Origin of the sequence: Rhodopirellula baltica SH 1, assembly GCF_000196115.1 — a bacterium.
GTDB lineage: Bacteria > Planctomycetota > Planctomycetia > Pirellulales > Pirellulaceae > Rhodopirellula > Rhodopirellula baltica.
Genome location: NC_005027.1, coordinates 6,670,671 through 6,695,329, shown reverse-complemented (window position 1 = coordinate 6,695,329; position 24,659 = coordinate 6,670,671). Strand labels below are relative to the sequence as shown.

The following is a 24,659-nucleotide window of genomic DNA, read 5'->3' as shown; positions in this document are numbered from 1 at the left end:
AAATCAACAGACCGCTATTCCAGCCCCTCAGTGTTAGTCCATGAGTTCGTCCGTCCCCCCCGCCGATTCCTTTGTTTCGAACAAACCCGCCGGATCAACCGGCGACGGGGAAGGGTCGTCGTCCATTGCGTTGAAGGTTGACGATTTGACGGTGGCGTATCACCGCAAACCGGTCATTTGGGATGTCGAACTGGAGATTCCGGCTGGCAATTTGGTCGGCATTGTTGGTCCCAACGGCGCCGGCAAGAGCACGCTTCTCAAAGCCGCCATGGACTTGATTCCGCGAGCATCGGGGCGAGTCGAGGTCTTTGGCCAACCCTACGCCAAATCCCGCGGCCGAGTCGGCTACGTCCCGCAACGCGAGAGCGTGGACTGGGACTTTCCGGTGGATGCACTCGATGTGGTGACGATGGGTTTGTATCGACGCTTGGGTTGGTGCATGCCGGTTCGCAAAAAGCATCGCGACTTGGCTCGTGAAGCACTGGCGAGAGTCGGCATCGCGGACTTGGCTCACCGTCAAATCAGCCAACTGTCCGGTGGGCAACAACAACGCACCTTCTTGGCGCGAGCACTCGTCCAAAACGCGGATTTGTATTTAATGGATGAACCGCTCGCCGCCGTTGACGCGGCAACGGAAGCGGCGATCATCGATCTGCTGCGTCAGATGCGTGCCGATGGCAAAACCGCCGTCGTCATTCACCACGATTTGCAATCGGTGCCTGACTACTTTGACTACGTCGTGTTGCTGAACATGCGAGTCGTTGCGTCGGGCAAAACCGAGGATGTCTTCACCAGCGAAAACTTGCAGAAGACATACGGGGGCCGTTTGACATTGTTGGACGAAGCCACCGAAGCCATGCGTCGTCGGGAACGTTCGATCTGATGACCGAGCAACTTTGGCGGGTGATCAGTCTGCAAGATCACAACACGCGAGTCGTGATATTTGGGGCCGCGATGCTGGGGCTCGCCGCTGGACTGGTCGGCTGCTTCACGTTGCTTCGTCGCCGAGCGTTGGTGGGCGATGCTCTCGCGCACGCTGCGCTGCCCGGTATTGCGATCGCATTCCTTTGGGTGACCGCGATGGGTGGCGATGGCCGTTCATTGCCGGTTTTGCTGGCCGGTGCCACCGCTTCGGGAATGTTTGGAATCGCTTCCATTCTGATCATCCGACGTGGCACTCGTATTAAAGAGGATGCTGCGTTGGGCATCGTGCTGAGTGTCTTTTTCGGACTCGGTCTGGAACTGCTCGGCATCGCCCAACAGATGAAAAACGGCAACAAGGCAGGACTGGAATCATTCATCTACGGCAAAACCGCATCGATGGTCGCGAGCGACGCGTGGTTGATCGCGATCGCATCGTTGATCTGCGTGGTGATCTGCGTGGGGCTGTTCAAGGAATTCAAGCTGCTTTGTTTTGACGAAGCCTTTGCCGGCTCGCGAGGCTACCCGGTCGTGTTGCTCGATGCGGCATTGATGAGCGTCGTGGTGGTGATCACGATCATCGGCCTGCAGGCGGTTGGCCTCGTATTGGTGATCGCGCTTTTGGTCATCCCCGCCGCTTCGGCTCGGTTTTGGACGGACCGTTTGGTTTGGATGATGGTGCTCTCGTCAGCGATCGGAATGGTGGGGTGTTTGGTGGGAGCCGCCGCCAGCGCGATGCTGCCGCGACTGCCCAGCGGTGCGATGATCGTGCTGACAACCGGAGTGGGTTTTCTCATCAGTTTCTTTGTCGGTGCCCGCCGCGGTTTGCTGATTCGGATGTGGCGTCGTCGGTCCCTCAACGCCAGCATCGATCGTCAGCACCTGCTGCGAGAACTCTACGAATTGTTCGAAACCGACCCGAGCCGGCTGTCCGTTTCTTGGGAAGAATTGGTGCAAGCCCGCAGTTGGTCGAACAAACGATTGCGTAAAATTTTGGAACAGGCATCCAGCGATGGATGGATCAGCGAGAACATTACAAAGATGGAATTCGCCCTCACCAAACGAGGTGAATCGGAGGCTCGCCGGCTGACACGGCGTCACCGATTGTGGGAACTGTATTTGATTCACCATGCCGACATCGCTCCTCAACGAGTCGACCGGGATGCCGATGCGATTGAACACGTGCTCGAACCCGAAACGGTTGCAGAACTCGAATCGCTGCTCAACGCAGAACTGGGTGAACGTCGTATGCCAACCGACCCGCACGCTTCCTCCACCGAAGGAGTCGAAGCATGATCGGACAGGCTGACACCGAACCATTTTGGATGGTGGAATGGAATTGGGCGTTGGACGGTTGGATCGTCGCGGCGGGGATGCTGTGCGCGGTCGCCTCGTCGCTGCTCGGTTGCTTTTTGGTACTTCGCCGCATGAGCCTGCTTGGTGATGCGATCAGCCACGCGGTGTTGCCCGGTTTGGCCGCGGCTTTTCTCATCTCGGGCAGCCGAAGCAGCGGCTGGATGTTCCTTGGTGCGGTGATCGTGGGTGTTCTCACCGCACTCCTATCAGACTGGATTCACGTTCGTGGTGAAGTCGACGAAGGTGCCTCCATGGGCGTCGTCTTCACCACGTTGTTTGCCGCCGGCTTGGTGATGATTGTGTTGGCCGCCGACCGAGTGGATCTCGATCCCGGATGCGTGCTCTACGGTGCGATTGAATCCACGCCACTGGATACGTGGACGGTTCCCATACCGATTCTCGGTTCCACCGAAATCCCTCGCGTGGTCGTGGTTCTGTCGATCGTGACTTTCATCAACGCGGCATTTGTCATCTTGTTCTTCAAGGAACTGAAGATGGCAACCTTTGACGCTGAACTGGCCACCTCCAGCGGGTTCTCGGCCAAAGCGATTCACTATGTACTGATGACTTTGGTCGCCGTGACGGCCGTTGCCTGTTTCGAAAGCGTGGGCAATATCTTGGTCGTTGCCATGCTGGTCGTGCCCGCCGCGACCGCCTATTTGCTGACCGATCGGTTGGGCATGATGATCGTGCTGGCTTGCTTGATAGGTGCCGTCTGCGCATGGGCCGGACATGTCGCCGCCGTCGAAATCCCAACTTGGTTCGGTTTCCGTAGCACGACCACCGCCGGCATGATGGCAGTTGCCACCGGTTTCGCATTCACTCTGGCCGTTGTCGGTTCACCTCGTCGTGGACTGATTCCACAGTGGTTCCGCAAACAATGGCTGCGGTGGACCATTTTGACCGACGACGTGCTAGCGTTACTTTATCGAATGGAAGAAAAGACGCTGGACGAACGGCCAATCGCTGACGCGATGGCAATGCAAGCCGACCTGGATGCTTGGATGGCCGATGTGTTGCTGACCAACCGTTTCGCAATCAAGTCAGCGGTGAAGTATCACGCATGGCGAGGTCGCATCGAAACGGCTCAAGCGGATGCTTCGACCAGCACGGCCAATGACAAAGACCATTCCGAAGTGTTTGTTCCAAAGCTGACCGACGTTGGCCGAACCGAGGCGGAATCATTGGTTCGCTCGCACCGGTTGTGGGAACAGTACTTGGTCACGCGGGTGGATTTAGAAGGCAGTCGAATTCACCAGAAAGCCCACCAACTCGAGCACTTCACGGATCGACAACTGCAGGACCAACTCGATCACCAAACCGATTCGCCAGAGAAAGACCCGCACGGCAGCCCCATCCCCTCGGCAAGTGACAAACAATCATGAGCGCCAGCCTGGAATCGAATCTTGCCGCGGCAGACGAGCCATCTCGCAGCACCAACTCGCTTGTGACTGCGATGTTAGCTGCGGCACTCTTCGCATTGACCATGATCGCCTACCTGCCTGCAATCCAAGGTGGTTTCATTTGGGATGACGACGACTACGTCACCGAGAATCCGACGCTCCACACGATCAACGGTCTGATTGCGATCTGGACGGATCCGTCAGCGACGCCGCAGTACTATCCCATCGTTCACAGTTCGTTCTGGATTGAGAATCATCTGTGGGGCCTGAATCCGATGGGTTATCACTTGGTCAACGTGATTGTCCACTGCATCAGTGCGTTGCTGCTTTGGCGTGTGCTGTCACGTTTCTCAGTGCCGGGTGCCTACGTCGCGGCGTTGCTCTTTGCAGTTCACCCGATGCACGTCGAATCCGTCGCATGGATCACCGAACGAAAGAACGTTCTATCCGGGTTGTTCACATTGCTGACGATTCTTTGTTGGCTGAGGTACTGGGACTTCACTCAACCCGAGATCGCAGATGAGTCCGCGCCCCGGAACCGACGTTGGTACGCACTGGCACTGCTGTGCTTCATTGCAGCTTTGTTGAGCAAGACCGTCGCGTCCACGCTGCCTGCCGCGTTGATTGTGATGATCTGGTGGAAACGTGGCACGGTTCGTCTGCGAGACGTTGCCGTCCTGGCTCCATTCTTCGTGATCGGGATCGGAATGGGATTGCTGACCGTTTGGTTGGAAAAGTTTCAGGTGGGCGCTAGCGGCATCGACTGGGAACTATCCCCATGGCAGCGAGTCTTGATCGCGGGCAGAGCCCTTTGGTTTTACGCGGGAAAACTGGTTTGGCCGACCGAGTTGATCTTCACCTACCCGCGATGGGAAATTGACGTCACGTCATGGTCCCAAAACGCATTCCCGATCGCAGCCGTTGCCGTCATGGTCACGTTGTTTTTGATGCGTCATCGGCTGGGACGTGGCCCAATCGCAGCGGTTTGCTTGTATGCCGGAACGCTGTTTCCCGCTTTGGGTTTCTTTGATGTTTACCCCATGCGTTTCTCTTTTGTCGCCGACCACTTTGCTTACATGGCCAGTGTTCCATTGATCGCATTGATCGTTGGCGTGGTGGCAACTTGGCTTCAATCCAAAGAACAGGACGACGAAGAAGAATATGGGCTGGGCCGACACCTTCCCAAGTTGATGGCAGGCGGCGCAGCGTTGCTGTTGGCCACGGTGGCGTTTAGCCAAGCGACGATTTACAGCGGACTGGAAGTCCTTTGGCGAGACACCCTGGAGAAGAACCCGAACTCGTTCATGGCTCACAACAATTTGGGTGCCTTGCTGAACCGACGTGGCGACTACCTCGAGGCCGAAACACACCTGCGTCGCTCGTTGGAAATCAAACCGAACTTCGCCGACTCAGTCATCAACTTGGCTCAAGCACGTCAAAACCTGGGTGACCTGGAGGAAGCATTGTCACTCTACACCCGTGCCACCGAACTGAACCCTGGACTCGCCGAAGCTTACAACGGATTGGGCGCGACCCAGGGAATGATGGGTGACTTTGAAGCGTCCGAGGCGACACTGAAACAAGCCATTGAAATTGATCCGAACTACGCCAACTCATACGGGAATCTAGCGACGCTTCGTTCGGCGCAAGGACGCAACGAGGAGGCGATCGAATTGTTTCAGAAGGCGGTGCAACTCGCTCCCGAGCGAATGGATCATCGCACCAACCTTGGTCGAGTGTTGATGTCGGCCCAGCGGTGGGAAGACGCTAGCAAGGTGTGGCAGAGCGTCCTGGACGAATCCCCGGAAGACGTCAGCGCACTTTTGAACTTGGGCGTGATCGCGGCAAATCAACAACGGACCGAAGACGCCATCGGCTACTTCGAGCGCGTGCTAGAAATCGTCCCCAATCACCTGAGTGCAACCTACAACCTTGGCGCGATGCACGATGCACTGGGGAATACGAGCGAAGCTGAGCAGTACTTTCGACGAGCCGAGCGTCTTCAACCTCAGCAACAGTAGATCATCGCTGGGCGAAAAATGACCGTGTGATACGAAAGCGATTCGGGATTGGAATACAATCCATCCTGGTAACTTCGCTTCCCAAGCATCGCCGGCTTCAACATGCGCTCGGATTCAACCTGGATTTCACTTCACTCGCGACTTCGGTTGTCCCAATCGAATCTTAGCCTTCGCGCAATCGCGATTCTGGCCGTTGGTTTGGTTTGCTTGTCTGTCTCGACTCGCAGGGCGGTCGCTCAGCAAAACCCGGTGATCGGTTCGACCGACACTCGTCCCAATGTGATCATCGTCTACACCGATGACCAGGGTTTCGGGGATGTCAGCAGCATGAACCCCGATGCAAAATTCGAGACGCCCAATATGGACCGCCTCGCAAAAGAAGGGCTGACGTTTACAAACGCTCATTCCAGCGACAGTGTTTGCACCCCTTCTCGCTACGGATTGCTGACCGGCCGCTACAGTTGGCGAACAACGCTCAAACGTGGCGTGATGAATGCCGAAGGAAAGTGTTTGATCGCGGACGATCGGATGACTCTTGCGTCGTTTCTTCGCGACGAAGGGTATCAGACCGGCATGGTCGGTAAATGGCATCTTGGAATGCAGTTTCCTGGCTCACCCAAAAAGCGAGACTGGTCGCAACCCGTTCGCGACATGCCACTCGACAAAGGCTTTGATCACTTCTTTGGAATCCCCGCCTCATTGAACTACGGAGTGCTGGCGTGGTTTGACGGTCGCCACGCAGCGGTTCCTCCAAAGTCTTGGACCGGAAAAAAGCCAAACAAACGGCACGTCGATTATCGCATCATGCCTCCCTACCAGGAGACGGAGACCGAAGCTCGAAAGCGTTTCAAGAACACCACCATCGAGGTCGCAGATGACTTTGTCGACAATCAATGCTTGACTCGTTTCACCGACGAAGCCATTGAGTGGATCACGGAAGCAACCGCCACACCGGGCAACGAATCAGCGTCGAACGCACCGCCATTTTTCCTGTACCTGCCACTGACTTCGCCGCACTATCCAGTGTGCCCACTGCCCGAGTATTGGGGGCAGGGGGATTGTGGCGGCTATGGCGAGTTCATGATCGAAACGGACCACCACCTTGGACGCTTGCTCAAACACTTGGAAGCCAACGGATTGACCGACAACACGCTCGTCATTCTGACCAGCGACAACGGTCCCGAAAAATCATGGAAGCAACGCATCGATGACTTCGGTCATCACAGCAATGGTTCTTATCGAGGGGGCAAACGCGATATCTACGAAGGCGGCCACCGTGTCCCCATGCTCGCCCGGTGGCCCAACGGCATCAAGCAACCCGGCCGAATCAGTGATGCGTTGGTCGGACAAGTCGACTTATTGGCGACCGTGGCCGAACTGCTTGGCCGACCGTTGCCCGACGAAGCTGCTGAAGACAGCCACAGCTTTGCATCAATTTTGCTCGACCCGTCCTACGAACATCACCGAGTTCCGTTGATCAACCATGGCGTACGAGGCGAATTCGCAATCACCGCGGGCGACTGGAAATGGATCGCACCAAGGCGAGACAACGATGAAGGAGAACTCTACAACCTCGCCAACGACCCATCGGAATCCCAAGACATCTCATCGGATCACCCAACGGTTGTTCGCCGCTTGCGAAATGCTCTCACAAAGATCGTTGTGAACGGGCGAAGCACTTCCGGCGATCCTCAACCAAACGACACCGGTCACTGGGAGGATCTTCGTTGGATGGAACCTTCGGAGTACACCAACACCCAACCCTGATCTCGTGAATTACCCACCGAGTCGCACCCCCGCATTCATCCCCCAAGAGATCCCGATGCGTCCACTCAGCCCCGTCCTCCGATGGCTTCCTTTGACTGCGTTGCTCACCCTCGCATGCGTTTCGTCAGCCACCGCTAATGAACGCCCCAACTTTCTAGTGATCGTGGTCGATGATCAATCGCCACTGGACCTGAAAATTTACAACCCGGATTCGCCGCTCGACACACCCAACATCGATCGTTTGGCTGCGTCAGGGATGGTGTTCGATGGCGCCCATCATATGGGTGCATGGTCAGGTGCCGTCTGCACTCCGTCACGCCACATGATCATGACGGGACGAACCGTTTGGCACCTTCCGCAACGACGCCCCAAAAACGCGAAGCAACGCAATCAAAACCAAAGCGTCCGCTACCCCGACGAAAAGCTGGCTCCGGAAGACCTGCCCGAATACACCATGGCAGCGATCTTCAATCGGGCGGGTTACGACACCATGCGAACCTGCAAAAAGGGCAACAGCTACCCGGCAGCCAACGAAAAATTCACCGTCGTGCATGATGCAACCAAGCGTAGCGGAACCGAGGAATCAGGCAGCGCATGGCATGGCAAACAAGTTTTGGAATACCTCGACAAGCGCGATGCGGCTGCGGACGAAGATCCGTTCTTGATCTACTTTGGTTTCTCGCATCCTCACGACACGCGAGACGGAACCCCTGAATTGCTGGCCAAGTATGGAGCCACCAATCATACCGATCGCGATACGCTGCCTCCCGCGAATCCGAAGCAACCACCGTTGCCACCGAACCATTTGGAAGCTCACCCGTTTCATCATGGACACCCCAATCTTCGCGATGAAGTCAGTGTGAAAGGCGTGTGGGATCGTCGCGACGAACGAACGATTCGCAACGAGCTCGGTCGAGAATTTGCTTGCAGTGAAAACATCGATATTCAAATTGGGAAGGTGCTTCGTCGGCTCGAAGAGATGGGCGAACTAGACAACACCTACATCGTTTACACGTCCGATCATGGGATGGCGATTGGGCGTCATGGCCTGCAAGGGAAACAGAATCTCTACGAACACACTTGGCGAGTTCCGTTCATCATCCAGGGGCCTGGCATTCCCAAGGGGAAACGTGCCATTGGCAATTTGTACCTGCTCGATTTATTGCCTACTTTGGTTGATCTCGCGAAAATTGATCCGCCTGAGACACTGGAAGGGCAATCTCTGCAACCGGTCCTCCGCGGCGAAAAAGACGTCCTTCGCGATGTCCTCTATGGCGTCTACTGCGGCGGAACCAAACCGGGCATGCGAAGCGTGAAGAAGGGCGACTGGAAACTGATCAAGTACGACGCGTTAGACGGCAAAGTCCGCGAAACCCAATTGTTCAATTTGGCTGCCAACCCACTGGAATATCTGCCCGAACACAAACGAGAGTCGGAACTCGAAACGGACTTAGCAGAAGATCCAGCTTACGCTGAGAAACGCCAGGAACTGGAGGCGTTGTTGCTGTCGGAGATGCAGCGTTTGGACGACCCGTATCGTCTTTGGGACCAACCCCAAGACACATCGATCAATCCCTGAGCTATTTGTCCAGGACTGACGGTTGCGTCACTTTCGAAAGAATGCCAGTCCACCGCCGATGATCCAGGCATCAGAATCCCGGCCTGCCGTTGTGACCCAATAACGTCCAAACCCGGTCAACCGTGCATGTGGGGTCCACCAAAAGTGGGCGCCCACTTCGGGATAAACGGATGCCAGCGCCAGATCGTATTCTGTGTCTTCTTCACCGAGTTCATCGGTGGATCCGTCGTCGTCGTTGTCAACTCCGTCGTTGTCCGCATCAACCGTCTCCCAGTTCATCCCCAGGTAGCCACCCACTCCCACAAAGGGCGCCAGCCGAGTTGGAGTTTGAAGACGCAAACCGGTGTCGAGACCAATCGAAGCTTGATCCCACCCGGCGGCTCCAGAGATTGAGAGTCTCTGCGTGAGATAAGACGTCAAGTAATTCTCATTGCCCACGTCCGCGACAAAACCGCCACCTGAATTGGACCGATACACTCCACCGGCGGAAACGTAAGTACCGGAGGCACCGTTCAAAAACCGTGCGTCGCTGGCTTGTTTCACTTTCCCAATCGGATCCGACTTGGGAACGCCATCGGCATATTTCTTGGCGTATTCTGGATGCTCCATTGCCCATCGTGAGTGCGTCAAACCGGTTGGCAACCGACATCCCGACGATACTAGCAGCGCACCGCCAGTCATCAGCCACACGAAAGAATGAAGAATGAGTTTCACAAGATCGTCGTCATTTGCTCGGTAAACTTTTTGTCGCCAGGATGGTTCACCCTCCGCGTTATCAAAGCCTCACCCCCCAATGCAACCCGAGTCATGTGGCACAGTTTCCGGCATGTGTGCCTCGATTGTGCATCGTTCTCCTCACATGCATGGAAGACCATGCCACTTTCCAATCAGCCAATCCAATCCGAAACAATGACCATGATCACTCGTCCTCGTCAAACGCTCAGCACACTCCTGATTTGCTTTCTCTCGCTATCATGCTTGGTCAGTCCCATCGCGGTTGCACAATCGCCCAGCATGGATCACTCGGACCGTCATAAGCAATCGATCGAACGAGCGCAATCTAGTTTGCGAGCTGATACCCCCGGGTCCGCGAATCGGGAGGTCGCATTGGCGGATGCGTTGCTTCGCGGTGGCAAAGTGGACGAGTCCATTCCTCACTATGAAAGCGCGATCAAGCAATCTCCGGAATTGCGGCCATACCTTTGGCAGTACGGAATCGCTCTGTTCTTCACCGGACGTTTTGATGATGGACGGGAATTGTTCGAGGCTCATCGACGCGTGAACCCCAACGACGTCGAAAATGCAGCATGGCAATTTCTTTGCGAAGCCAAAGCCAACGACATTGAGTCGGCTCGCAAACTGTTGTTGCCTGCCCCAGGCGACAGAAGAGTTCCGATGTCAGAGATCCTTGATCGCCTGCCAGGTGGCGATGGGACACAAATCGAAGCCGCGGTGGAAGCAATCGATCATCCGACGTCCAGGCAGTCCGCTCGTTTCTACGCCGATTTGTACCTGGGGCTGATTGCGGATGCGGAGAACAAACCGGAAGAAGCTCAGCGGTTCATGAGGCGGGCGGCCGAGACACCTATGACCCACTACATGGCCGACGTGGCTCGTGTTTATGCCGATCACCTGCAATGTTCGTCCAAACCTGTAGAACGCTAGAAGTCTCGTCAATTCATGGTCGCCGTCGTCGTCCGATACTGGTCCGTGGCCGGGGAAATATCCGGCGTCACTCGGTGGTGGCGAGCAATATGATACGAAAACGAAGTCAGCCTCCACACCCACAACGGGCAATTGAGATTTGACTTCACCCAGCGTCAGCCCTCCAAGCGTTCAGATAGGCCCCGCATGGATCACGTAGCTTCGGAAACACTTCACAGACCAGATAAACAGGGGCAAATAGAACGACCGTTGCAACAAATATTGGTGTCTGCTTAGCAGGCATGGGGCCTGCCGGCAGAAGCCAAGAGACTGGTCCGAGCATCGCCACGTAAAACATGAAGAAGAGGATCACGAACAATGGAACTCGTACAGGAAGTGAGCTGATTATTCGCGTTTGCAACAGGATCTTTCGGTTCCACAATGCGATCAAAAGTGGCACCGTCAACACAACGAACGTTCCCGCGACGAAGGAGACGCGAAGCACTGCAAGCCAGACCGCGATAGCGAGTGTCGCGTATAGCATGTTGCCGAGCGACATCTGTAGTGGCTTTGATTTCATCTTGCTCTAACAACCTTCTTGTTACGGCGGTGCTATGTCGGCGTCGCTTCGGGGGCCGGTTCTGGAAGGATCGCTTCATCCAATCGATGCCCGCAACGATCGCAGTGAACCGCTCCGGATCGATGGTTTGGCAAACCACACTGCGGGCACGGATGGTGCTCCGCCGCGCCAGCAATCTTGCTGGTCAATTCCGCACTGACAAATCCGGTTGGAACGATGATTAACGAGTAACCAAGCAGAATCAGAGCGGCTGAAATGATCTTGCCGATCGTGGTGTGCGGGACAACGTCTCCATAACCAACCGTGGTCATGGTCACGATCGCCCAGTACATCGACTGCGGAATCGAGGTGAAATCGCTGTCGTGGTACTGGCCCATCAACACCGTTTCGATCTGGTACATCAACGTGCCGCTGATGGTGACGGCGACCAACACCACCGCCAAAAAGACAATGATCTTTTCTCGTGATTTCCAAACCGCATCTGCCAACTCATCGGCTTGGCTCATCATTCGCCAAAGCTTCAACACTCGAAAGACTCGCAGCAACCTGACGCTGCGGAGGATGACAAACGACTTAGCTGAATACTGGACAAAAATCGCCAAATAATTTGGCAGGATACTCAGCAAGTCCACGATCCCCCAAAAACTGAAGGCGTACTTCAGCGGATGACGTACGCAGTACAGACGGAGCACATATTCAATCGTGAACAGAATGGTGAGAAACCATTCCAACACCCAAAACCATATCGCCAGAGAACTGACCGGAACCTCAGAGTTCGGATCACGTTGCAGTCCATACTCGGGCACGGTCTCGAGCGACACCAGCACAATGCTGGCGATGATGGCGACCAACAACCCGATATCGAAACCTCGACCGAGTGGTGAATCAGCCTCGAAGATCACGTCGTAGAGCGTCTGCCGCAAACCGGACTCCGCGGGACGCTGGATCAATCGACGCCGCAACACTTTCTCGGTCGCGGTACTCATATCATTTGAGGACCACGAGAAACGTGAACATCACATCGCTGTTCAATGATTTCCAAGTGATGCAGCAAGTGCCCGGCGGTCACCCAAGCCATCCCGCGGACACTGATGCGATTGCCATCGACCGTGCCGACATTGTCCCAAGCTCGCGGATTGATTCGCCGCAGCAACGTGGTGTTGGCTTGCCGGCAGAACCCGAGTTCAGAAATCAGCTCTCGCATGTTTCCCAACCCGAAGCGTGCCGCGGCGTAAGCGTTCTCATCCCACGCGGGTTGGTTGCCCTGATCTCCCGCCGCAATCCGCAACATTCGATCACCACCAATTCGCTCCGCATCAACGCAGTGCTCGACCACCTGACGAATCGTCCAAGTGTAAGGCTTGTGAACCTTATCGATCTGCTCTGCCGAGAGACTACCGGCCAACTCGCAAACCCAATGCAGTTGGTCGTCCATGGCCTGCAGGACGCACTGGCCAGGAACACGACTGACTAGTTCACGGTGATAGTCGAGCGATAGTTCGTCGTCGCCTGGGCGGCGACTTTTGGAACGACTCGCGGTAACGCTTGCTTGCATCAGTTTTCAAACTCAATGACTTGGAGGTCGGGATGATTCTCAGCCAACGTGTCGATGACATCGAATCCGATGCTGGTGTTGGCAACGTTCATGCTCTTCAGATTAGGAAGCTTTGCCAACTCAAGGAAACTGTCGTCACCGAGTTGCGTTCCAGCAACATTCAACGTTTTCAACTTGGTCATCTTCATTAGCACGGGCAAAGATTCATCGGTCACCGCGGTGGACTTCAGATTCAACTCTTCCAAATTGACCAAGTCGCCAAATCCGGCCAAGGTCTCATCGTTGGTTTTGGTTTCCCAGAGCCCAAGGTAAGTCAAACCGGTCAATTTGCCCAACTGAGCGATGCCTTCGGGAGATGCCAAACGGCATTCCGAAATATCGACGTGCGTCACGGCAGGCAATTGCGAGATGACTTTCAAACCATCGTCATCGACCGAGGAATCGCGAAGTTCGAATCGTGCGAGAGCCTTGTTGCCGGCGATGTGTTGGATGCCTTCCCCGGTCACATCACAGCCGCGAATCCGCAGTCGTTTGAGTTTGGAAAGCCCTTTGAGTTCAGCCATCGATTCGTCATTGATTTTGGAATAGTCCCCCTGCAGATTCTCGAGTGTCGGAGTCTGACCCAGCATTTTCATCGTCGGCCCATTGATCGTCGTGCAGTAGTTGAAGTTGATGGACTTCAGTGGCAACGGAGCGAGTTTGACCAAACCTTCGTCGGTCACCTTTGACTTTTCCAACTTCACATCGATCAATGTTTTGATCTTGGCGAGCGAATCCATGCCGGCATCACCGATGTTCGTGTTCCGCAAATCGATTGCTCGCAATTTGCTCAATCCAGTGAGCAACTCCAAACCCTCATCCGTGACTCCGGTGCGTCGCAGAAACAATGCATCCAGCGAGGTCATCTCGCCCACAGTTTTAAGTGTCTGGTCCGTGATTGCGGTGTCCGCCAGCGTTAAGCGTTTCAGATTGGCAAGCGATTTCAAATTTTCCATTCCCGCGTCATCAATGCCGGGACCGTTAAACGTTGCCTCCGTGGTGTTCGGAATGCCACGGAGGTGTTGCAGGGATTCCTCAATGCCACCTTTTTGATTGGCGATGGAAAACTCCACCACGTTGCCGTCGTCGTTTTTCGTCAGGATGTAACCGGCTTCGGTCAGAGCGGCCACCGCTTCGGGATCGTCTGGCGTCGCTTGCACGGGAACATTGACCACTGTTTCATCAACTTCCGGCGTTTTCGGTTCCGCGTCGGAGTTGGAGCGGGAACAACCGGTCAGAGTCAAACCACCGAGAAGCAGTCCGGTCAAATACAAACGATGAAAGGTCATGACTCGTGGACTTGGGCAAGAGAGCAAATTCAGTTTCATTTTGGCGCGAGGCGATTGGCCTCGGGATAGGTGGGAGGGTTTGGGAACGGTCGAGAAATGAGTGACAGGTACCTTTTGCCGGAACGGCCCTTGGGTGCTTCGCACAAAAAGGTACCTGACACTCATTTCCCGCTCATTGCTTGACAGTCGACAGCGACTGGGGAGGCCCTGCATTCTAGCGTCAATTGACTTCCACTTCTTCCCCTACTTTTTCCCCAATGCACGCTTGGCAGAGAAGAACTCGGTTAATAAATGGCCGCACTGTTCCGCCATCACGCCATGCGTGATTTCGCAACGATGGTTGAGACGAGAATCCGTCAGCACTTCATACAAACTGGTCACCGCCCCCGCCTTGGGATCGCTGGCGCCAAACACCACCCGGGGCACGCGAGCTTGCAGGATTGCACCTGCGCACATCAAGCACGGTTCGAGCGTCACATACAACGTGGTTTGTTCCAGCCGCCAATTTTCGATCGACGCGGCCGCTTGGGTGATGGCGATCATTTCCGCGTGAGCGGTTGGATCATGCAAGGCTTCTCGTTGATTCGCCGCGGCGGCAATCGCCGTTCCCGACCGCACGATGATGGCTCCGACCGGAACCTCGTCTTCCAACGCGGCAGACTGAGCCATCTCGATCGCCCGCTGCATCCAGTGACGATCGATATCCAGAGGATCCAAACTCATGGGTTGCCCGCCGCTTTCGCCTCGGTGGTTCCTTTCGCGGACGCATCGTCACGCGTGGCGCTGGCTAGACTGCGAATCTCGATCCCTCGCACTTCGCTCTCGCACTGAAAATTGGCGATCCCCACCGGCAGGCATGGATCCATTTCGATGCGAATATCGAACGTGTGCTCGGATCGGTTCACGCTACTCCATTCGGAGTCATCAATCCAGACCGTCACGTTCTCTTCGTCGACGCGCATTCGAATGTTGTACCACTGCTTGTTTTTGAAGTCTTTGTAGCCGGTCGTTTCATTGCTTGATGCATCGTTGCCGTCGATGCTGCTGATTCCAACAACGCCACCGCCCCAGCCACCCAGCACAAAGCTGCAGTGTTCTTTGCCAACGGGAAATGTCACCGCGGCAAAGAAGTCGAATCCATCGGTCCGACGGGCTTGCAGCCGCAGTTCGTAGTTTTCTTTCGGAAACTCACCCGCCCAACGGATTCCAGTCAGCGGGTCGCCCATCCCCAAACGGAAAAGTCTTCCGTCTCCGGGACGCTTCTCGGCCGTGCCCTCGGGTTTCTTCTTCCAATTTTCTCGAGTGACTTCGCCGTCGCCACCAAAGTGGGCATCCTCCCATTTCTCCGACAGGGGACGCCATTTCACGTCCGAATGCCCAGCTTTTTCCGCAGCCGGGGCACCCTTGGCGGCAGTTGGGGGAGTTTCCGCGGACTGGCAAAATGCGGAAGATGGGACAAGTGCGAGCACGAGCGCCGCGAAGAATGCCCGCGACGCTGGAATCGAAGCCAGATTGATCGAAGGAGTGGATTGCCGACGCACGATAGAAACCTTTAGCAAATGAATTGTCGTAGACGCCCATTGTCCTCGCGAGAGCACCGCTGATGCAACCGGTCACCAAACTTCGACTGCTCGGCTTTCGATTGGCTGTGATCGCGTTGGCCGCCTACTGGACCGCCATCTTCATCGGCACTCATCTACCAAAGATGCCAAAGGCGTTGCCGTCGGTGAACGACAAAGTGATGCACTTCACGGCCTTCTTTGGGCTGGCGATGTTGCTCTGCTATTGCACGACCTCCACACGGGTGTGGCGTCGGTTTCCGATCATTGTGGCGATGTGCTTGGTGTACGCCTGCGTCGACGAATTGACACAATCGCTCGTGCGTGGCCGACATTCCGATGTGATGGATTTCCTAGCCGACGCTGCGGGAACGCTGACGGCCGTGATCCTGTACGCGACGGTCCGCTGGGCTTGGCTCAGCCATCGCGAATCGTCCGATCCAGTCCGCTCGCCGTCGGCGACTTGAGATCTCATCAGCGACTTAGGACCTCGCCCTCGGCGTTTGGACCCAATGACAGCGCAACACGGGACAACGCATCACGCGAGCCCATCTTAGCTTTCGTACGCTAGCTGTAGATCGCGAACAGAATCGGGAACCCGATTCCGACGATAGTGTGCAGTGTGATTGCGAACCAATACGGGCCAGGCGACTTCTCTCGCTCGACAACCATCTTGTCCGCCGCCCAACCCAACATGGCGCAGCCGGTGAACAGTTCCAGCCCGATCAGCAGCACCGCGAAAGCGGCGAAGACCAGCATCATCATTTCTTCTTCGCCCGCCGTTTGGCTTCCAACAATCGCTCGGTGTAACTGGTCGGAGACGACTCATCGTTGCCACTCGACGTCGACGCGGGCCGCGATGCATTCGGAGTATTTTCGGATCGTCCCGGCGATGAATCCAAGCCACCGATGTCGGATTGCTTCGAACCACCGATATCAATCGACTCCGGTTCGAAACGTGGGCTGGCTCTTCGCTGCTTGTTGACGTCTTCTTTGGTTTGACGCAATTGATCCAATCTCGCAACCGTTGCCGTTTCAGGCTGGGCTTCGCCGATCATTCGCTTCCACCAAGACTTCAAAAAACCAAATCGAATTGCAACGCGTCGAACCAACACATCGGTGAAGAACAACACGCAAGCCGCCAGCACAAACCAAGGCCACGCATCACGAATGCGACGTGCCAATGGCAAGCCACCTCGGAATGTGTCACGCGACAGCAACGCGTCATCGAGGATCGCTTCCAACGGCTCGGTCACCAAACCAGCTTCGCCGCCGTCAGGTCTCATCGAAGCCAACTGCGCGATCAATGTTTCATTCGTTTGGCGATACCGGAATTCCTCGCTGTACGGCACCGTGACTCCCGTCGACAAAGGTGCATTGCCTTGGCCGGGGATAACGTTGACGAAATACGTTCCCGCTCGATCGATCGGGAACGAACCCTCATATCGCCCCGGTGCGGTTTGCTCCATTTCCAACATCAATGGTTGCAGTTCGGGATCCAGAACCGAGCCGCCGACTTCCAAGAAGTTGAGGAAGGAATCGTCTTCGCCGAGTGCGGTCACGATCACATCAACCATGTTGTCTTTCACCTGCGTTGCCAACGAGAATTGGCCGGTGTCACCGGTGGGTCGCATCAACCAACGCACCAACTGCGAATGCAATTTTTCGTATCCGGGCCACCCCGTCCACGCATTGGTCCATCGTGCCCCCGCGTCGGTTGTGAGCACGGCGGAACGCCCCAGACCATACGTCCAAGTCGCCAAGATTGTCGCATTTTCCGGTGTGCTGGGTTTGGGCGACTGAGCGATCACCTGAACCAGCGGACTGTCTTTGACCTGAGTCATGACAAAACCGGTGATGGGTGGCAACGAGTCCACGCCATCGACCACCGGGTGCGGAAAAATGATCTGTGGCATGACGCCACCCGGTGGCTCATAGATCAACGGGCGAGTCACCCGGCGAGCTTCGCGTTGGAAGATCCCCGGCAATGCACGCCCTGATTTGACGGCGTAGTATTTCCCACCGGTCGCTCGTGCGATGTCTTGCAAACGCCTGCTGTCGGACAGTCCGTGTGATTCGACCGCCACGGTGCTGATCGTGATGCTATTGTCCTTGAACGCTTGGATGACACTGTTGCTAGGCGGTCCCGGGTCACCGTCGCTGATGATGATCAAGTGTTTGACGGATGCATCGGTGCGAACCAATCCGGTCACCGCCATTCGCATCGCCGGATCAAACTCGGGCATGTCACCCGGCGTCATCCGACCGACCGCTGCCAACATGGCGCGACGATTGGGGCCGACTTCCAACATCCCCTTGGATCCGCCCCACAACCACTTGTCGCCGTTCATGGTCCAGTGAACCACACCCGCTTTATCGGCACTGCCGAGTTGCTCGATCGCGGCAATTGAAATCTGCTTTTGCCAATAATTCCCCTGCGCCATTTCGCTGGCGTGCATGATCAGAGCCAACGCCCCAACACCTTGCACCTTGGTGTTCTTGATTTGGAAATCAACCGGCATCGCCTTTTCAAGCTCCGTGCCGGTCCAGCCACCCGCACCCAGCGAATCCGGCCCGCCAATCATCAGCAACCCAGCCCCGAGTTGCTGAGTATTGCGGACCAACATTTCAATTTGGTCATCACTAAACGAGGTAATCGTTTGTGTTGTGTCGCCCGACACTCTGGCCACGCCAGCCAAGATCACCGCGTCGTAAGGCTGCAACTCCGCCAGCGAACCGAAGAGTTGCGTGGTCGGCATCGGCGTCACTTCGATGTTGGAATCACGCAGCGTCGCGATCAGCAATTCGAAGTCGCCAATGTCTTCCGGTCCGTGAATCAAAAGCACACGACCTTTGCCACGGACGTACGTGTACCCGGTCGCGCTGTTGTTCTGCGTCAGCGAGTCGTCTTCATCTTCATCCGCGATGAACTCGGCTTCATAGGTGTAGGCTGCTGGTTGGTCAATTTTGTGCTGCAGCGGAAACACATTCTTGCCCGGTTGCAGCTCGACCGTCTGCTCCAGCAACAATGCTTCTTCGCCGGCAACTTTTTGCTTGACCCTTAGTCGCCCCGTCACGGGTTTGTCTGAGTCGGTCGGCATTGCGCCTTGGCGGTCAACCACGATGCGAGCTTCAAAAGGTTGGCCTTTGCGAATATTACTCGGCAAATCGATCTTCTCAACCAATACCTCTCCGCCGGCCTCTTTCAACACCGGAACCACATCAATCCCGATTCCTGCGTCGACAATGCGACTTCCGATCCGGCGGGCTTCGCCCATGTTCTCGTTACCGTCGGTCACGATCACGATGCGTCGAGACGTGTCCTCGGGCATGGACGCCTGAGCGAGATTGAGTGCCGTTTCCAGGTTGGTCGCGTCAGTACGTTCGAGCAAACTTTCCAGACGACGAATCGGTGGCACGTTGTCGTCGTATGGCGGAATCTCGATCATCGCGTCTCGACCGAAAACGATGATGCCCGCACGGTCACCTCGCGTTGCATTGCGGTGCCGACGAACCGATTCGATCACGTAGTCCAACATCGCCGTCCGTTTTGACGACGGTATGCTCTCGCTTTGATCCAGCACGTACATGACCGTGACCCGATCGCTGGTCCAAACCAGTTGAACTCCGGCCAGTGCCGCAACGATCGCGGTCCAAACAACGGTCCGCACGACCAAAGCAAACACGCGTCGCCATGCACCCAGGACTCGCAAATGCGACCATCCCATCCACCACAGCAATGGCAACGCTATCAACCACCAAAGGTAGTCGGGCGATTCAAAACCGAGGCGAAAAGGAAATGTCACGTCAGAGCCCTGTATGGCTGAAAAAGCGATATGGCTGAATAAGCGATCGTCCACCCGAAATGCCGCGGCTCAGCCAACCGGCTGGCCGTCACATCCCTCGCTCCATCATAACGCAGGATCCAACCGCGGGGTTCCGCGGTTTCGACACGTGTTCGCCAAGCCTGCTCGTCGAGCAATCAGTTTCGCTCTGGCCTCCGCTGGCAAACGTTCGAACGCTAAGTGATCAGACAGCAGGATCAGTAGGAACGGGCTCAGCGGTCGCTGCTTCGGCCGTTTCGGGGTCCGTCTCGGTTCGGTCCCAAAACGTCAGGGCAAAGATGACGAAGATGATCGCTGCCATGATCGCCGGCGACAACCAAAAGTCTTTCCATTGTTCCATCGTTTCCGCCAAGATCCCCGCATCGAGCCCTTCCGGCAACGCTCGCGAAAACATCTGCGTGAAGGATTCCAGGAACGTCAGCGACTCGGATTCGCCGCGAGCGTCAGCCAAAGCTTCCACGTAGGTCGGCGATGACGTGACCTTTTGGCCATAACGTCCAAACGTCAGATTCAACGGAATGAAACCAAACAAGTTTCCGCCCGCCATGATGCGATAACCGAAGAACATCCCGACACCTTGGGTCAAAAACACCAACAACCCTTGAGCTTGACCACGAATGCCGAGTGGAGCCTTTTGGTCGGTGTACATGAACCCGGTCACGAAAAAGAAGTCGTAGCAAATGCCGTGCAGTGCTACCGCAGCCAGCAACATCCAAGTCGTTTGGTCAGGAGCTCCATAGGCGAACAAGGCATAACGCAGCACCCAGCAAGCCATCCCGACGAGGATCATGACTTTCACGCCCAAGCGACGGAAGAAAAACGGGATCAGCAACATGAAGATGATCTCGGACATCTGACCGATCGTCATCGTCGCTGCCGGTTCAGCGAATCCGGTTTGGTTCAAATACGTCGCGGTCATGCCGTAGTAGTAGGCCAACGGAATGCAAATCAGCGTCGAGCAAATCGCGAAGATCGAAAAGTTCCAATCCTTCAGCAACGCAAAGGCATCGACCATGAACAGCGATCGCATGTCCATCGGCTCACCCTTGAGCGGCGGCGGGGTATGCGGCAAAAAGAAACACAACACTCCCAAAGCCAGCGAACTGAATGCACCCAACCAGAAAATGTCGTAGGAAGACGACCAGCCAAAGATTCCGACGGTCAAACCGGCCGCGATCCATCCAATGGTGCCCCACACGCGAATTTTCGGGAAATCGTTTTGACTGGGAATGTTCGAAAACGCGATCGTGTTTCCTAGTCCAAGCGTCGGCATGTAGCACAACAAGTAAGCAAGGATCATCCACACCAACGTTTTGCCGGCGGTGTTCTCTTCGGCTTGGGAAGCGCTGAATGCTTCCGCTTCATAAGTGCCCGCTGCTCGCATCGCATCCGCGGTCTCATTGGCAAACGCCGTTGCACTTTCGGCCATCCCCGGAATCAACAACATGATGCCGCCGCCCACCAACATCAGCACTCCCATCACGCGTTCACTGGCAAAGAAGCGATCGGCGACCAGACCCAGAAACAACGGTGCAAAGATGGCGGCGATGGGAGCAGCTTCGTACGCCCCACCGATGAATGCTCCCAGCAAATTCGAATCCATCGCGGCGGACAAACTCGCAAACCAAGCTCCCCACGCAAAGAATTGCAGGAACATCATCAACGACAACAAAGGAACGATCCAACCGGCGGCGGATTTGGAATTGGATTCTGCGTCTTGCATAGGAGTCGGCACTGGGAAACGAGGCAGGTGGTTTCGAGGTGGGCTGTCCGGCCGCAATCGTCACGTCGACTAGGGAGAAAACGCACCGTGACGACCGCGGATCGGCACATCTTAAGTCAATTCGCCCGAGCCGTGTTTTCACACAGCAGCACTTTATTGGCCGCCGAACCGATGAATTCGACCATCCCATCGCCTGAACTCTTGGAGTGTCTCGGACGCAGAGCAGATTCATCGGCACAGCGGATCCGTACCAACCCAACTTGCAAGCGAGCGGCGATTCTGAGTCCCTTGCCAAAGCACCCCGAGCGTGCAATGGGCTAGTGCAATTCGCGACGCGATGACGCTACTGGCAAACATATTTTTTGGCGAACGGATTGCGACGAACCAAAACACTCGCCCCACACCAGGTGGTTTGTTGCCACCACATGCGTCGGTCGCATTAAACTACGATCGCGATTGTTGCAGTCCCCCTTCTTCTTCCGCCTAGGAACCGCGTCGTGTTGTTTGTCCCCATCTCAACCGACGCCCCCATTTATCACTGGCCGATCGCCACTGTCAGCTTGATCGTTGCCAACGTACTCGCCTTTGCTGTCTGCGTGTGGGGGCTGGTTACCGGAAACATTGAACTCGAGACACTCGAGAGCTTCGCACTGTCCTACGAGACAATCAATCCGATCCAGTGGGTCACCAGTGCCTTTTTGCACGCTGGCCCATTTCACCTGATGGGCAACATGTTCTTTCTGTGGGCATTCGGTTTGATCGTCGAAGGCAAGGTCGGTGCATGGAAGTTTTTGCTGATCTATTTGGGGATCGCTGTCGGCGAATGCGTTGTCGAACAGCTGATGATGCTGGTCCTCGTCGGCGAAGGCTATTCGCTCGGTGCCTCCTCCGCCGTATTCGGCTTGATGACGATTGCCTTGATTTGGGCACCGGAAAACGATGTCGAGTGCGTGCTGATCTTCGGTCTGTTCCTTCTCATCCGAGCACTGGCTTTCGAGCTCAAAGTCGTCACCCTGGCGATGCTGTTTTTGTTCCTGCAAGTCGTCGAGATGTTCTTCGCAGGTTTCTCGGTCTCGTCCGGCTTACTCCATATGCTCGGTGCATTCGTTGGTGCACCCATTGGGCTCTGGATGCTGCACACTGGTCGAGTTGACTGCGAGAACTGGGATGTCATCTCTCGCAACGAATGGCTGCAAGAATACGAGTGGCTGTGTCCGCCTTCGCGTCGTGAAGCCATCCAGCGCGAAGCAGCCATCGCCTACGATCCGGTGGCGGCGGCGTTGGCGAGCAAGCATTCCCAGGTCGACGCAAATTCTGCTTACGCTCAACGCCAATCCCCATCATCCAAGCAACCCAAAACCAAACGTGGATTCCTTGGCAAGAGAAAGCGTGGCGTCAATGATGCCGCAGCTGCGGCGCAGGCTGCCATGACTGCGTCACAGTCACACCCTGAGTTCAACCGATTGTCGATGCTGCTACGACAAGCCATCGCGAGCGGTAGCTTGAGCGTTGCGAATTCGCATTTCGCTCGCTTGGACCAGCTGTCGATCGCGAGAGGATTGTCAGACAAAACCCTCTTTGATCTAGCAAAGCTTTACGCCGCCGCCAAACAATTCGTTCCCGCGGTGGGTCCACTGCAAATCATCGCAGACCGTGACGGAGCGTTCGCAAACGAGGCACGACTGCGTTTGGCTCAAATTCAATTGAAAGTCCTGAGAAGAGCCGATCTCGCAATCGATTCTTTGAATCAAATCCATGTTGACGAGAAAAGGCCGAGCGAGTCTCACCAAAAGATTGTCGCCCGCAGAGACCAATTGCTTGCGATGTGCCGGGCAGCAGCCACTCCACAGTGACGTTTTACCGAGACCCAGATGGGCCCCGCATTGCAAACCGGGTTTCACCCAGAATTCGCTTGGCACATCCAATCGAAGCTGTGAGCAACCGGTGATGCCGGACTGTCCTCAGCCGCACCAGCAATTCGAGCTGAACGATTCGCTGCAATTGATTGCGGTCAACTCCGTTTCACGGAATGCCGATGACAACCAAAGGCCGGTTGCAACGACGAGGTGGAGTTTGCCGTTGGCACGGACAGGACGTAGTGGGCTGGGACGAGCCTAACCATCTCATGCACAGACTGCCCAACTTCACTGCGTCACGGGTGGAAGCAGGATCGCTGGCCACAGACGAGTTTCACAAACATCACTTCGAATGGATTCGGACCATGCCACCCAAAGAACTGATGGACCTATTGAACAGTCACCGCAAGCAAAACCTGCGGAACCTGTTTCATAGTGCTGAAATCCGTTTCAAATCGGGCATATCCACTGCAGAAACAACAAGGCTTCAACTCGAGAGCCGAGATATCCGGCGTAACGCCGAACGAACGTCCGGGCGAGGCTCGCATGATTCCCAGGAAAAACATGGGTTTGTTGTTCGCATGCTTGAGACCGCCACCGGTGTGGGGGCGTCAGACCTGAAGGCTATTCTACCCAGCGTGCTGGACCCAAGCATCCTTTCCAACATCGCCCCGTTCGTTGGGATCGTCCGCGCGGGCGAGCGACTGATCCAACACATTCGCGATTTCTACGGAACGGCCTTGCAGCGGTACAGATCCATTCGCGCTGTTGCGGCACTTCATGGTGGCGACGCACGAGCGGCCGGGGAGGCGGTCAAGAAGATGCTGCAGAAAGCGCTCGTTGCAAGCGCACTTGATATTGGCAGAACGGCCAGCCAGTTCACTGTTGGTCTTGCATCGGCTTGCATCGACGGCGGAATGGTGGTGAATTTGATTGCCAGTGTGCAGAAGCTGATCCAACGGCTTGTCTTGATCGGTTTGGACATCTCCGAAAGAGATGCGGCGATGACTTACCTGAGAAACGGCCAGTTTGACCGGGGGGTTTTTGAAAAGTCACCTTTGTTGGGGTGTTACTACCTGACCTGTTCCAACACGTCGGACATCGTTGGTCTGCTGGCCGCACCCGGTGGCGACGAAGACTGGATGAGTAAGGTCGAAAAGTCCAAGAAATACATCGACCCTCTGCTCGCGTCAGCTCGCGAACAAATCCAGAAATCCAGACTTGAGGTCGTCGGCATTCCGTGCGGCCTCGTCAAAGCCGCTTAGCCAGCCAACACGGAGCGGACGCCGAGCGTTCTTGCAGCGGTATCATCCATCGCTCGGGTGAGCCCACAAATGGACCGCGTCGGAGTTCGTTCCTTCTTCAATAGGGCACCTTTGTGCTTCGGCTTATCAGTCAAGCCGACCTTCCAAATCGCTCATGACGTTCGCCCAGACTTCATCCTGCTGATGCAAGCATTTCGTTGCAATCGGCCGATGACCAGGACATACTTTTAAAAGACAAACTGTCATTTGAGCGCCGG

At 55.8% G+C, this 24,659-nt stretch carries 19 protein-coding genes; 10 read left to right on the top strand and 9 right to left on the bottom strand.

The window, feature by feature from the left end:
- Positions 1-40 precede the first annotated feature (40 nt).
- From RB_RS25870 to RB_RS25845, 6 genes are all read left to right on the top strand, one after another.
- The gene (locus tag RB_RS25870; RefSeq protein ID WP_007325374.1) at positions 41-883 is read left to right on the top strand and encodes a metal ABC transporter ATP-binding protein; all 843 of its coding nucleotides are present in this window, start codon (positions 41-43) and stop codon (positions 881-883) included.
- Positions 883-2,217: a metal ABC transporter permease gene (locus tag RB_RS25865; protein ID WP_011123736.1), complete on the top strand. Its 1,335-nt coding sequence runs from the start codon at positions 883-885 to the stop codon at positions 2,215-2,217. The genes RB_RS25870 and RB_RS25865 overlap by 1 nt, the downstream gene beginning before the upstream one ends.
- Positions 2,214-3,662 (top strand): iron chelate uptake ABC transporter family permease subunit, encoded by a 1,449-nt coding sequence (locus RB_RS25860; protein WP_011123735.1) that lies wholly within the window; start codon positions 2,214-2,216, stop codon positions 3,660-3,662. The genes RB_RS25865 and RB_RS25860 overlap by 4 nt, the downstream gene beginning before the upstream one ends.
- Positions 3,659-5,701, top strand: a complete 2,043-nt coding sequence (locus RB_RS25855) for a tetratricopeptide repeat protein (RefSeq protein ID WP_011123734.1) — start codon at positions 3,659-3,661, stop codon at positions 5,699-5,701. Before RB_RS25860 ends, RB_RS25855 begins: the two co-directional genes overlap by 4 nt.
- Before the next feature lie 102 nt (positions 5,702-5,803).
- Positions 5,804-7,468 (top strand): sulfatase family protein, encoded by a 1,665-nt coding sequence (locus tag RB_RS25850; RefSeq protein ID WP_011123733.1) that lies wholly within the window; start codon positions 5,804-5,806, stop codon positions 7,466-7,468.
- Positions 7,469-7,523: 55 nt separating this feature from the next.
- The gene (locus tag RB_RS25845) at positions 7,524-9,047 is read left to right on the top strand and encodes a sulfatase-like hydrolase/transferase (protein ID WP_164922522.1); all 1,524 of its coding nucleotides are present in this window, start codon (positions 7,524-7,526) and stop codon (positions 9,045-9,047) included.
- 27 nt (positions 9,048-9,074) lie between these two features.
- Here the strand turns inward: RB_RS25845 and RB_RS25840 are convergent, their stop codons facing one another.
- Entirely contained in the window at positions 9,075-9,656 is a 582-nt protein-coding gene (locus RB_RS25840; RefSeq protein WP_007325368.1) for a hypothetical protein, read from the bottom strand.
- A gap of 264 nt (positions 9,657-9,920) precedes the next feature.
- Here RB_RS25840 and RB_RS25835 point away from each other — a divergent pair, with 264 nt between their 5' ends.
- Positions 9,921-10,712 carry a tetratricopeptide repeat protein gene (locus RB_RS25835; protein ID WP_164922521.1) on the top strand — a complete coding sequence of 264 codons (792 nt, stop codon included), beginning with the start codon at positions 9,921-9,923 and terminating at the stop codon, positions 10,710-10,712.
- Between the two features lie 591 nt (positions 10,713-11,303).
- Here the strand turns inward: RB_RS25835 and RB_RS25825 are convergent.
- The 5 genes from RB_RS25825 to RB_RS25805 form a co-directional block, all read right to left on the bottom strand.
- A complete protein-coding gene (locus tag RB_RS25825) occupies positions 11,304-12,257 on the bottom strand; it encodes an ion transporter (protein ID WP_007325365.1) in 954 nt (317 codons plus the stop codon).
- A complete protein-coding gene (locus RB_RS25820; RefSeq protein ID WP_011123727.1) occupies positions 12,254-12,826 on the bottom strand; it encodes a DinB family protein in 573 nt (190 codons plus the stop codon). Before RB_RS25820 ends, RB_RS25825 begins: the two co-directional genes overlap by 4 nt.
- The gene (locus tag RB_RS25815) at positions 12,826-14,154 is read right to left on the bottom strand and encodes a leucine-rich repeat domain-containing protein (RefSeq protein ID WP_164922520.1); all 1,329 of its coding nucleotides are present in this window, start codon (positions 14,152-14,154) and stop codon (positions 12,826-12,828) included. The genes RB_RS25820 and RB_RS25815 overlap by 1 nt, the downstream gene beginning before the upstream one ends.
- A 243-nt stretch (positions 14,155-14,397) precedes the next feature.
- Complete coding sequence (gene tadA, locus RB_RS25810; protein ID WP_007325362.1) at positions 14,398-14,877, bottom strand: tRNA adenosine(34) deaminase TadA; 480 nt, start codon at positions 14,875-14,877, stop codon at positions 14,398-14,400.
- Complete coding sequence (locus RB_RS25805; RefSeq protein WP_164922519.1) at positions 14,874-15,695, bottom strand: family 16 glycoside hydrolase; 822 nt, start codon at positions 15,693-15,695, stop codon at positions 14,874-14,876. Before RB_RS25805 ends, tadA begins: the two co-directional genes overlap by 4 nt.
- Before the next feature lie 62 nt (positions 15,696-15,757).
- Between RB_RS25805 and RB_RS25800 the strand changes: the two genes are divergently transcribed.
- Entirely contained in the window at positions 15,758-16,180 is a 423-nt protein-coding gene (locus RB_RS25800) for a VanZ family protein (protein WP_007325360.1), read from the top strand.
- Positions 16,181-16,280: 100 nt separating this feature from the next.
- Here the strand turns inward: RB_RS25800 and RB_RS25795 are convergent, their stop codons facing one another.
- From RB_RS25795 to RB_RS25785, 3 genes are all read right to left on the bottom strand, one after another.
- Positions 16,281-16,478: a hypothetical protein gene (locus tag RB_RS25795; protein ID WP_007325359.1), complete on the bottom strand. Its 198-nt coding sequence runs from the start codon at positions 16,476-16,478 to the stop codon at positions 16,281-16,283.
- Positions 16,475-19,519 carry a VWA domain-containing protein gene (locus RB_RS25790; RefSeq protein WP_164922518.1) on the bottom strand — a complete coding sequence of 1,015 codons (3,045 nt, stop codon included), beginning with the start codon at positions 19,517-19,519 and terminating at the stop codon, positions 16,475-16,477. Before RB_RS25790 ends, RB_RS25795 begins: the two co-directional genes overlap by 4 nt.
- A gap of 223 nt (positions 19,520-19,742) precedes the next feature.
- Positions 19,743-21,281, bottom strand: coding sequence for a nucleoside permease (locus tag RB_RS25785; protein WP_007339839.1), 1,539 nt, complete (start codon positions 21,279-21,281; stop codon positions 19,743-19,745).
- Between the two features lie 497 nt (positions 21,282-21,778).
- On the opposite strand from RB_RS25785, the gene RB_RS25770 reads away from it, so the two are divergent.
- Positions 21,779-23,134 (top strand): rhomboid family intramembrane serine protease, encoded by a 1,356-nt coding sequence (locus RB_RS25770; protein ID WP_011123718.1) that lies wholly within the window; start codon positions 21,779-21,781, stop codon positions 23,132-23,134.
- A gap of 368 nt (positions 23,135-23,502) precedes the next feature.
- Entirely contained in the window at positions 23,503-24,402 is a 900-nt protein-coding gene (locus tag RB_RS25765; RefSeq protein ID WP_231845981.1) for a hypothetical protein, read from the top strand.
- Positions 24,403-24,659: the final 257 nt, after the last annotated feature.

What these genes read in the sequence shown, in the direction of transcription:
- RB_RS25870 (WP_007325374.1), top strand. Translation starts at nt 41, where the DNA reads ATGAGTTCGTCCGTCCCCCCCGCCGATTCCTTTGTTTCGAACAAACCC.
- RB_RS25865 (WP_011123736.1), top strand. Translation starts at nt 883, where the DNA reads ATGACCGAGCAACTTTGGCGGGTGATCAGTCTGCAAGATCACAACACG.
- RB_RS25860 (WP_011123735.1), top strand. Translation starts at nt 2,214, where the DNA reads ATGATCGGACAGGCTGACACCGAACCATTTTGGATGGTGGAATGGAAT.
- RB_RS25855 (WP_011123734.1), top strand. Translation starts at nt 3,659, where the DNA reads ATGAGCGCCAGCCTGGAATCGAATCTTGCCGCGGCAGACGAGCCATCT.
- RB_RS25850 (WP_011123733.1), top strand. Translation starts at nt 5,804, where the DNA reads ATGCGCTCGGATTCAACCTGGATTTCACTTCACTCGCGACTTCGGTTG.
- RB_RS25845 (WP_164922522.1), top strand. Translation starts at nt 7,524, where the DNA reads ATGCGTCCACTCAGCCCCGTCCTCCGATGGCTTCCTTTGACTGCGTTG.
- RB_RS25840 (WP_007325368.1), bottom strand. Translation starts at nt 9,656, where the DNA reads ATGGAGCATCCAGAATACGCCAAGAAATATGCCGATGGCGTTCCCAAG.
- RB_RS25835 (WP_164922521.1), top strand. Translation starts at nt 9,921, where the DNA reads ATGCCACTTTCCAATCAGCCAATCCAATCCGAAACAATGACCATGATC.
- RB_RS25825 (WP_007325365.1), bottom strand. Translation starts at nt 12,257, where the DNA reads ATGAGTACCGCGACCGAGAAAGTGTTGCGGCGTCGATTGATCCAGCGT.
- RB_RS25820 (WP_011123727.1), bottom strand. Translation starts at nt 12,826, where the DNA reads ATGCAAGCAAGCGTTACCGCGAGTCGTTCCAAAAGTCGCCGCCCAGGC.
- RB_RS25815 (WP_164922520.1), bottom strand. Translation starts at nt 14,154, where the DNA reads ATGACCTTTCATCGTTTGTATTTGACCGGACTGCTTCTCGGTGGTTTG.
- tadA (WP_007325362.1), bottom strand. Translation starts at nt 14,877, where the DNA reads ATGAGTTTGGATCCTCTGGATATCGATCGTCACTGGATGCAGCGGGCG.
- RB_RS25800 (WP_007325360.1), top strand. Translation starts at nt 15,758, where the DNA reads ATGCAACCGGTCACCAAACTTCGACTGCTCGGCTTTCGATTGGCTGTG.
- RB_RS25795 (WP_007325359.1), bottom strand. Translation starts at nt 16,478, where the DNA reads ATGATGATGCTGGTCTTCGCCGCTTTCGCGGTGCTGCTGATCGGGCTG.
- RB_RS25785 (WP_007339839.1), bottom strand. Translation starts at nt 21,281, where the DNA reads ATGCAAGACGCAGAATCCAATTCCAAATCCGCCGCCGGTTGGATCGTT.
- RB_RS25765 (WP_231845981.1), top strand. Translation starts at nt 23,503, where the DNA reads ATGCCACCCAAAGAACTGATGGACCTATTGAACAGTCACCGCAAGCAA.